At 69.2% G+C, this 10,083-nt stretch carries 6 protein-coding genes and 1 pseudogene; 6 read left to right on the forward strand and 1 reads right to left on the reverse strand.

Going from position 1 to position 10,083, the window contains the following annotated elements; genetic code table 11:
* Positions 1-107: 107 nt before the first annotated feature.
* From ACTHK2_RS03185 to ACTHK2_RS03200, 4 genes and pseudogenes are all read left to right on the forward strand, one after another.
* Positions 108-5,051, forward strand: coding sequence for an NAD-glutamate dehydrogenase (locus ACTHK2_RS03185; protein ID WP_440244249.1), 4,944 nt, complete (start codon positions 108-110; stop codon positions 5,049-5,051).
* Between the two features lie 151 nt (positions 5,052-5,202).
* A complete protein-coding gene (locus ACTHK2_RS03190; protein ID WP_440244250.1) occupies positions 5,203-5,991 on the forward strand; it encodes an NAD kinase in 789 nt (262 codons plus the stop codon).
* 61 nt (positions 5,992-6,052) lie between these two features.
* Positions 6,053-7,090, forward strand: a pseudogene (locus ACTHK2_RS03195) (aminopeptidase).
* A gap of 112 nt (positions 7,091-7,202) precedes the next feature.
* Entirely contained in the window at positions 7,203-7,520 is a 318-nt protein-coding gene (locus tag ACTHK2_RS03200; protein ID WP_440244251.1) for a YXWGXW repeat-containing protein, read from the forward strand.
* Between the two features lie 56 nt (positions 7,521-7,576).
* Here the strand turns inward: ACTHK2_RS03200 and ACTHK2_RS03205 are convergent, their stop codons facing one another.
* Positions 7,577-7,882 (reverse strand): hypothetical protein, encoded by a 306-nt coding sequence (locus ACTHK2_RS03205; protein WP_440244252.1) that lies wholly within the window; start codon positions 7,880-7,882, stop codon positions 7,577-7,579.
* A 160-nt stretch (positions 7,883-8,042) separates the two neighbouring features.
* Here ACTHK2_RS03205 and ACTHK2_RS03210 point away from each other — a divergent pair, with 160 nt between their 5' ends.
* Both ACTHK2_RS03210 and ACTHK2_RS03215 read left to right on the forward strand, forming a co-directional pair.
* Positions 8,043-9,188, forward strand: coding sequence for a DUF4124 domain-containing protein (locus ACTHK2_RS03210; protein WP_440244253.1), 1,146 nt, complete (start codon positions 8,043-8,045; stop codon positions 9,186-9,188).
* A 213-nt stretch (positions 9,189-9,401) separates the two neighbouring features.
* Complete coding sequence (locus ACTHK2_RS03215; RefSeq protein WP_440244254.1) at positions 9,402-9,611, forward strand: cold-shock protein; 210 nt, start codon at positions 9,402-9,404, stop codon at positions 9,609-9,611.
* Positions 9,612-10,083: the final 472 nt, after the last annotated feature.

Consider the following 10,083-nt stretch of genomic DNA (forward strand, 5'->3'; position numbering starts at 1 on the left):
GCATCTGCCGCGGCGAGGCGAAGTCCGCCGGCGGCGGCCGTATGGATTCGCCGCGGCCCGCGGCGTATCCTTGCGGCCCGCATTTTTCCCCACTTTCGGACCCCTTCATGACCGCACAAGGCGCCGTGTCCGGCACGCACGTCGATCCGATCCTCGCCCATCTTTCGACCCAGCTCAGCGGCACGGCTCTGGCGGACGCGCAGTCCTTCGCGCGCGAGTTCCTGCGCCGCGTCGCCGCGGACGAGATCGCCGAGCGTCCCGCGGCGGAGTGGTCGGCGCTGGCCCGCGATTCGTTCGATTTCCTGCGCGAGCGCCGGGTGGGCACGGCCAAGGTGCGTGTCTCCAATCCGGCCGCGGGCAGCGGGCGTGCGCGCACGATGGTCGATGTCGTCACCGACGACATGCCGTTCCTCGTCGACTCGGTCGGCATGGCGCTGGCGGCCGCGGGCTACTCGATCCACTCGGTGGTGCATCCCGTCTATCGCGTCGAGCGCGACGCGAACGGGCGCCTCGTCGCGCTCGCGGCGGGGGATGCGGACAAGGGCATCGCCGAATCGGTCATGCATTTCGAGATCGACCGGGTCGCCGACAGCACCGCACTCGACCGCTTGCAGCAGGAAGTATCCGCTGCGCTCGAGGACGTGCGGGCGAGCGTCACGGACTGGCAGGCCATGCGCAAGCGCATGCTCGACCTCGCCGATTCGCTCGCGGCCAAGCCGATGCCGGTCGACGCCGCTGGCGTCGCCGAAGCGCAGGACTTCCTGCGCTGGGCCGCCAACGACAACTTCACGTTCCTCGGCTGCCGCGAATACGCGGTGGTCAACACCGGGGACGACGAGGTGTTGCAGGCGGTCGAGGGCTCCGGTCTCGGCATCCTGCACGGTTCGGAACGGTCGCTCGCGCCGCGTTCGCTGCGCACGCTGGTGGCGAAGGAGCTGCCGCAGTCGGGTTCGATGGACGCGATCATCCTGACCAAGACCAATGCACGCTCGCACGTGCACCGTCCGGGCTACATGGACTACATCGGCGTCCTGGGCTTCGACAAGAACGGCGTGCCGGTGGTCGAGCAGCGCTTCCTCGGCCTGTTTACCACCAACGCGTACATGGCGCGTCCGCAGGACGTGCCGCTCGTGCGGCGCAAGGTCGAGACGGTGATGCAGCGCTCGGGCCTGCGCCGGGATTCGCATTCGGGCAAGGCGCTGCGCCACGTGCTCGAACTGCTGCCGCGCGACGAACTGTTCCAGGCCAGCGAGGACGAACTGTTCGCGACCGCGACCGGCATCCTCGCGCTCGGCCAGCGGCCGCGCACGCGCGTGTTCATTCGTCGCGACAAGTACGGTCGTTTCTATTCGTGCCTCGTGTTCCTGCCGCGCGATCGCTTCGACACCGAGGTGCGCGAGCGCGTGGAGGGCACGCTGAAGGCCGCGCTGCGCGGCGAACGCGTCGATTCGTCGATCCAGCTCGGCGAATCGCCGCTCGCACAGCTGCACCTCGTCGTGCGGCCCAGGCCCGGCGACCTCGTCGACTACGACGTCGCCGCGCTCGAAGCCGAGGTCGGCGACATCGTGCGCAACTGGCACGACGAACTGCGCGACGCGCTGGTCGCGCAGCACGGCGAAGCCGACGGCCTGCGCCTCGCGTCGCGTTTTGCACGCGCGCTGCCGGCGGCCTACATCGAGGAAGCGACGCCGCGCGTCGCCGCCGCGGACCTCGTGCTCGCGACCTCGCTGCGTGACGCCAGCGACATCAAGCTGAGCCTGGCGCCGTCGATCCGCCGCGAGGACACGCTACAGTTCAAGGTGTTCCGCCAGGGCGGCGCGATCGCCTTGTCGGAAGTCATCCCGTTGCTCGAGAACATGGGCCTCAGGGTGCTCACCGAGCAACTCAGCGAAATCCGCCTGCCGGATGCGACCGTCTACGTGCAGGACATCGCGGTGCAGGCGGCGACGCGCTGCGCGTTCGACATCGACCAGGTCGGGGACGCGTTCGAGGATGCGTTCGCGAGCATCTGGCGCGGCGACGCCGAGAACGACGCGTTCAACAAGCTGATCCTCGGCGCGCGCCTCGACTGGCGCCAGGTGAGCATGCTGCGCGGCTACTGCAAGTACCTGCTGCAGACCGGCGTGACGTTCTCGCAAAGCTACATGGAGGAGACGCTCAACCGCTATCCGGCGCTCGCCGGGCTGCTGGTGGAGCTGTTCGAGGCGGGTTTCGACCCCGCACGCGAGGCGGGTGCCGACGTGGCGAAGGCCGCGGGCGACCGCCTCGCCGGCGAACTGCGCGCGCTGGTGCCGGCGGACGTGCTCAAGAAGCTGCCGCCGAAATTCGTCGACGATCTCGCCGCGATGCGCACGCAGTCGCGCATGGACCAGGTCAGTGCGATCATCGGCGCGATCAAGGCGCTGCTCGAGCACGTCGCGAGCCTCGACGAGGACCGCATCCTGCGCGCCTACCTCGGCGTGATCGGCGCGACCCTGCGCACGAATTACTTCCAGCGTCGTGACGGCGCGCCGCGCCACTACATCAGCTTCAAGTTCGACTCGGCCAAGGTGCCGGACCTGCCCAAGCCGCGCCCGTACCGCGAGATCTTCGTGTACGGCCCTCGCGTGGAGGGCGTGCACCTGCGCTTCGGCCCGGTCGCGCGTGGCGGCCTGCGCTGGTCCGACCGCCGCGAGGACTTCCGCACCGAGGTGCTCGGCCTCGTCAAGGCGCAGATGGTGAAGAACACCGTGATCGTGCCGGTCGGCTCGAAGGGCGGCTTCTTCGTCAAGCGTCCGCCGGCGGGCGGCGACCGCGATGCGGTGCTCGCCGAAGGCATCGCGTGCTACAAGATGTTCATCAACGGCCTGCTCGACATCACCGACAACCTGGTCGAGGGCAAGGTCGTGCATCCGCGCGACGTCGTGCGCCACGACGGCGACGATCCGTACCTCGTGGTCGCCGCGGACAAGGGCACCGCGACGTTCTCCGACATCGCCAACGGGGTCAGTGCCGAACACGGCTTCTGGCTCGGCGACGCGTTCGCCTCCGGCGGCTCGGTCGGTTACGACCACAAGAAGATGGGCATCACCGCGAAGGGTGGCTGGGAATCGGTCAAGCGCCACTTCCGCGCGATGGGCCGCGACAGCCAGGGCGAGGATTTCACCTGCGTCGGCATCGGCGACATGTCGGGCGACGTGTTCGGCAACGGCATGCTGCTGTCCCGGCACATCCGCCTCGTCGCGGCGTTCGACCACCGCCACATCTTCATCGATCCGGACCCGGATGCAGCGGCCTCGTTCAAGGAGCGCGAGCGCCTGTTCGCGCTGCCCCGCTCGTCGTGGGACGACTACGACAAGTCGCTGATCTCCGCCGGCGGCGGCGTGTTCGCGCGCAGCGCGAAGACGATCCCGCTGTCGCCGGAAGCCTGCCGTGCGCTCGGCATCGGCGAGGGCACGACCCAGCTGACGCCGACCGAACTCATGAGCGCGATCCTCAAGGCGCCGGTCGACCTGCTCTGGAACGGCGGCATCGGTACCTACGTCAAGGCCGAGGCCGAGACCAACGCCGACGTCGGCGACCGCGCCAACAATGCGTTGCGCATCAACGGCCGCGACCTGCGCTGCAAGGTGGTCGGCGAGGGTGGCAACCTCGGCTTCACGCAGAAGGGGCGCATCGAGGCGGCACAGCACGGCGTGCTGCTCAACACCGACTTCATCGACAACTCGGCGGGCGTCGACACGTCCGACCACGAAGTCAACATCAAGATCCTGCTCAACGATGCGGTGCAGCGCGGCGAGCTCTCGCTCGACCAGCGCAACACCCAGCTTGCGGCGATGACCGACGAGGTCGAACGCCTCGTGCTGTCGGACAACTACCGGCAGAATCAGGCGATCACCGTGATGGAGCACATGTCGGTGCACCGCCTCGGCTCGAACGCGCACTTCATCCGCACGCTCGAAGCGGAAGGCCTGCTCGACCGCCAGATCGAGTTCCTGCCGTCGGACGCCGAACTCGCCGAACGCAAGGCGCGCCACCAGGGCATGTCGCGGCCCGAGCTGTCGGTGCTGCTGTCGTACTCGAAGATCAAGCTGTACCAGCAACTGCTCGATTCCGACGTGCCGGAAGACCCGTTCCTTTCGAAGGAACTCGTGCGCTACTTCCCCGAACCGCTGCGCGAGCACTACGCCGAGCACATGCAGCGCCATCGCCTCAAGCGCGAGATCATCGCGACCGTCGTGACCAATTCGATGGTCAACCGCATGGACGCGACCTTCGTGCTGCGCATGCAGGAGGACACCGGCCAGTCGCCGGCATCGATCGCGAAGGCGTACTCGGCGGTGCGCGAGATCGTCGATGCGCGCGGCATCTGGGCCGAGATCGAAGCGCTCGACGGCAAGGTCGGCGAGTCGGTGCAGATCGATGCACTGCTCAAGCTGTGGAACCTGCAGCGCAACCTCACGCGCTGGCTGCTGAACCAGCGCGGCGCGAGCCTCGACATCGCGGGCATCGTCGAGCGCTACGCGCCCGGTGTCTCCGAACTCTCGGCGGCGCTGCCGCGGGTGCTGACCGCGAACGCCCGCGCCGACTACGACGTCGACGTCGAGAAGTGGCAGGGGCTGGAGATTCCGGAGGCACTGGCGCAGCGACTGGCCAAGGTCGCCGAACTCAACGCCGCGTTCGACATCGTGGAGATCGCGCTGGAGACCGGCGAGGGGGTCGAGCGCGTTGCTTCGGTTTTCTTCGAGCTCGCCCAGGCGCTCGACATCGACGGCCTGCGTCGGCAGATCGAGAACCTGCCGGTCGAGAGCCGCTGGCACGCGCAGGCGCGCGGCTCGCTGCGTGACGAGCTCGCCGCGCAGCATCGCGCACTGGCGCGCCAGGTGCTCGCGGGCGCCGCTGCAGCCGACGAGCATCCGGTCGCGCGCTGGCTCGAACGCGACGATCCGGTGCTGAAGTTCACGCTCGGCCTCCTCGAGGAGATCCGCACGCAATCGGTCGACTATCCGATCGCATCGGTCGCGCTGCGCCGCGTCGCCCAGCTCGTGCAGGCGGCGTCGAAGGCGGCCTGACGGTACACGCCTCGCGCCGGACGCGTTGGGTGGGCCTCGGCGCCCGGCCCACCCGCGTGTGCACCGCGGGAACGGCGCTGGGCCGAGGTCACCTGCGCGGCGGCGGCGTGGACATGGTTGCGCATGTCTGCGCGCGCAGCCGAGAATCGCGGTGACGTTCCCTCCGGCCCGCCCCATGTCACGACGCATCGCCTTCGTCGCCGCCCCGACCGAGGAAGCGACCGCAGCTCGCGCCACGCTCGTCGCCCGCTACGGCGAGGTGCCGGTCGAGCAGGCCGACGTCATCGTCGCGCTCGGCGGCGACGGCTTCATGCTGCGCTCGTTGCACCGCCACATGGCGCGCGCGCTGCCGGTGTACGGCATGAAGCTCGGCACGGTCGGTTTCCTCATGAACCAATATGGCCTCGACGAGCTCGAGTCGCGTATCGAGCATGCGCAGCCGACGGTGCTGCGCCCGCTGCTGATGGAGGCGGTGACCGAGGCCGGCAACAGCACGACGTCGCTCGCGTTCAACGAGGTGTCGCTGCTGCGCCAGACCAAGCAGGCGGCGCACGTGCGCGTGCTGCTCAATGGCGTGACGAAGATCGAGGAACTCGTCTGTGACGGCGTGCTGGTCTCGACCACGGCGGGATCCACCGCGTACAACCTCTCCGCGCACGGGCCGATCCTGCCGCTCGGTTCGCAGCTGCTCGCGCTCACGCCGATCAGCCCGTTCCGTCCGCGCCGCTGGCGGGGCGCGATCCTGCCGGCGATCACGGAGGTGAAGTTCGAGATCCTCGACCCTTACAAGCGTCCGGTCAGTGCGACCGCGGATTCACACGAGGTGCGCGACGTCACCGAAGTGAACATCCGCGAATCGCGCGAGCAGACGATGACGCTGCTGTTCGATCCAGAGCACAACCTCGAGGAACGCATCCTCAACGAGCAGTTCGAGCTGTAAGGCAATGGCGCGGACGAGGGGGCCGCGTCGCCGCGTGCATGCCGTCCCCTTGCCGGCACGAGTGGTCCTGCTGCTCGCGTTCGCCGCCACCGGCGGTTGCGCGCAGCTGCGCTACTACGCGCACGTCGTGCACGGGGAGGCGGCGCTGCTCGCCGCGCGCGAGCCGATCGAACGCGCGATCGACGATGCGCGCCTCGAACTGACGGTGCGCGAACGCCTCCGCGGTGCGCTCGCGGCGCGCCACTTCGCGAGCGACCGGCTCGAGCTGCCGCGCAATCGCAGTTATACGAGCTATGTCCAGCTCGACCGGCCGTACGTGACCTGGAGCGTGTTCGCCGCGCCGGAATTCTCGGTCGATCCGCTCACCCACTGCTTTCCATTCGCGGGGTGTGTCGCCTATCTCGGCTACTTCGACCAAGGCCGCGCCGATCGTGCCGCGAAGGCGCTCGAGCAGGAGGGCTACGACACCGCGGTGCGCGGCATCGCCGCCTATTCGACGCTCGGCTGGTTCGCCGATCCGATCGTGTCGAGCATGCTGCGCGGCAGCGAGGACGGGCTCGATCGCGTCATCTTCCACGAACTCGCGCACTAGAAGCTGTACGTGCAGGGCGACACGGCGTTCAACGAATCGTATGCGAGTTTCGTCGCCGACGAGGGCCTGCGCGAGTGGCGCGCGGCGAACGGCCGGGGTGCCGCCGACGACCTCGCGGCGCACGACGAGGCGTTCACGCGCCTCGTGCTCGACCTGCGCGAGCGCTTGCGCGCTTCGTACGCGACGCCGGCCGGCGAGACGGCGAAGCGGCAAGCCAAGGCCGCCGAGATCGACGCATTCCGTCGCCGGTACGCCGAGCTGCGCGACCGCGAATGGCGTGGCGACCCCAGTTACGACGCCTGGGTCGCCGCACCGATCAACAACGCGAGCCTCGTCCCGTTCGGCCTGTACGATCGCTGGGTCAGTGCGTTCGCCGCATTGTTCGCGCGCAGCGGCAGTGACTGGCGTGCATTCCACGCGCAGGTGCGGCTCCTCTCGCGCTTGCCGCAGGCGGAGCGGGAGCGCCGCCTCGAGGCATTGCAGCCTGCATCGGCGCAGGCGCGCTGAACGTCCCCTGCATCTCGGCCGCTCCGTTTCGAAGCCGTGTCAACCGGGCGATCGCGCGCCCGTTTTTTCGCGATGCCGGGCAATGTCGCCCGTATCGATGGGAGCAAGCGTCATGGTCATCCGCTCACTCGCCGGCACCGTTTTCGCGGCTGCACTCGCGTGCACCGCGGTGTTCACCACGCCGGCACAGGCACGTGCCGTCGTCGCCGTCGCGATCGGCGTCGCGCCGCCGCCGCTGCGTGTCGAACGCGTCGGCGTGCGCGTGGGTTACGTATGGGCGCCGGGCTACTGGCGCTGGAATGGCGTACGCCATGTCTGGGTCGGCGGCGCCTGGGCCCCGAAGCGACCCGGCTGGCGTTACGTCGGTGCGGGCTGGGTCCGGGTAGGGCCGCAATGGCGCTTCCACCGGGCCCACTGGGTGCACGCGTGAAAGCGGCATGAGCCATCGCGCGCCGGGGCTCCATCGCGGCCCCGGCGCGCACGCGTTCATTGATGAGCCGCCCAGCGCTCGTACTCGGCGCGACTGACGCGACCGTCACGATTGAGGTCGGCATGGATGAAGTCGTTCGCAAGAGGCGGATAGGCGGCCGCTTCCGCCTCGCCGAGCACGCCGCGACCACCGCGGTTGAGTTCCGCGAACGAGGGCGGCGCACCGTACTGGCGCGGTTGCGGCTGGCCCGACGTTACCGTGACTTCGCCCTGCGGCGTCTGGTAGGTCGTGCTGCGGGTGTCCTGGGCCTGGGCGCTCACGACCGATCCGAGCAGACCGAAAGCGAGGATGTAGGGGCGCATGGGGTTCCTCCGTCGATGGTGGTGCGATCGGCGGGCGACATGGCGCCGGCCGTGCCGCCGATCCTCTTCCAGCAAGGATTAACCGAGCCGAACTGCGACTTCTGCGGCACGGCGCAACATGAACCGCAGACAGGCGCGAGCCGATGCGGAACAATGCGCCATGCCCGCCTGCCGAACGACCCTGCTGCGGCTCGCGCTCGCGTCCGCGAGCGCACTCCTCGCTTCATGCGAACGAAACGAGGTGCCGCCGCAGCCTGCGGCGTCCGCGGCCGTGCCCGCGGGTGCGTCGCCGATCGTCGCGGCGCTACCGGAGCCTGCGCCGCCGGCTGCCGCAGGGCCGGTGCAGGATCGCGTCGAACCGGGGCCAGCGATCGAGGCGCCGCAACCACCGCAGTCCGCCGCGTGCCTCGCCCGCACGCGGTCGACGGCCCGCGTGCCGGTCGCGGTCCACCGCTGGGTGGACGCGGCGGGCATCACCCACTACTCCGACCAGGCGCCTCCGGCCGATGCGCAAGGGCACCGCGTCATCGCGGTGGGTGGAGCACCGGCGATCGACGTGCAGGCGAGCGGCTACGATGTCGCCCTGCCAGACCAATTGCAGCAACGCGCGGTCGCCGATGCCCTCGGCGTGCAGCGTGTGATGCGCGAAATGCTCGGCGTACCCGTCCCGGCCGGCATGACCCTGAAGATCGTCTTCATCCGTTCCGCCGACGTCTACGCGCAACAGGTGAGCGAGCCCGCACTGGCGAAATCGAGCGGCGCCTACTCGATGCTCGATCGCACGATCCGCGTGCGCATGCAGGACCAGGACGAAGTGAAGTTCGCGGTGCTCCGTCATGAGATCACCCATGCGCTCGTGCACGAGTCGATCGGCAACCTGCCGATCGCGCTCAACGAGGGCCTCGCCGAGTATTTCGGTCGCTATCGCAGCAGCGGCATGGGAGGCCAGGTCGACGTCGGCGCGCAGCGCCAGGCCATGATCGCCGCGGCCCCCGGCGGCGATGGCAGCGAGGCCCTGGTCGACCTCCTGTCACGTGAAGGAGGGGATTTCTACACCGAAACGGTTGCCGCCGGCGAACGCGAGCGGCGCTACCAGCGCGCGTACGCGCTGGTCGCGCTGCTCATGCGCGACCGGGAAGGGCGACTCGCCCTGCGCACGGTGCTGGACCGGCAGGCGTCCGCACCGTGCATGCCGGTGGCCGCCGAGCGCAGCCTCGATGCGGACTACCCGGGTGGCTTGCGCCGTCTCGCCGTGGATTGGACCGCATTCATGCGCAATCCGCCGGATGACATCCGCGCCTATTGATCCACGGGTCCACACCACGGGGCCTGTCGCATTTTCCGGCAACTCGGGTAGACTCGCGCCGCTGTGTCTGCACGGTTCACCCGCGTTTGGCGACCCGATGCTGCGCCGATCGACGATCCGCTTCATCGCTTCACCTGCACACCTGCATACCCAGTGGTCGACATGCCCCTGAAGGGGATGGTTCATTCAACCTAGTCAAGAGTGGAGAGTTTCATGTCGGATCGTCAGGTGGGCACCGTAAAGTGGTTCAACGAGAGCAAGGGTTTCGGCTTCATCAGCCGCGACAATGGCCCGGACGTGTTCGTGCATTTCCGCGCGATCAGCGGAACGGGTTTCAAGACGCTGCAGGAAGGCCAGAAGGTTTCCTTCCGGGTCGTGCAGGGCCAGAAGGGCCTGCAGGCGGAAGAGGTGACGCCGGCCTGACGCCGCGTCGTTCTTTGCAGAAGAAGGGGCCGCGCTCGCACGCGGCCCTTTTTTGTTTCGTGGCCGACTACTGAGGCGATGTGCGGGGTAGATTGCGGCCGGATTGGATGACACTGAAGCCAAAATCCAGCGCTTCACGTCGACGGTGAGACGCTGGATCCCGCCTTTCGCTGGGACGGACGGCAGCGTTCCGCTTTTGGCTGTGCTCCACCGGGGTCCCCTCGGCGCCGGCGGACGGCGGCCGAAATGGCCCGAAGGGGGCGCGCGAGGGATCGCGCGCCGTGGGGGGGCCGCGCCCCGCTGGGCGGTGGGGGCGCCCCGCCGCCGCCCCCCCACACCCCCGGCGCCCCCCCGGGGGGTGCGGGGGCGCGGGGGGGCGGGGGGGTCGGCGGGGTGCCCACCCCGCCCTCGGGGGCGGTGCCCCCCCACGGCGCGCGATCCCTCGCGCGCCCCCTTCGGGCCATTTCGGCCG

It is taken from the genome of Dokdonella sp. (assembly GCF_051958935.1).
Lineage (GTDB): Bacteria > Pseudomonadota > Gammaproteobacteria > Xanthomonadales > Rhodanobacteraceae > Dokdonella_A.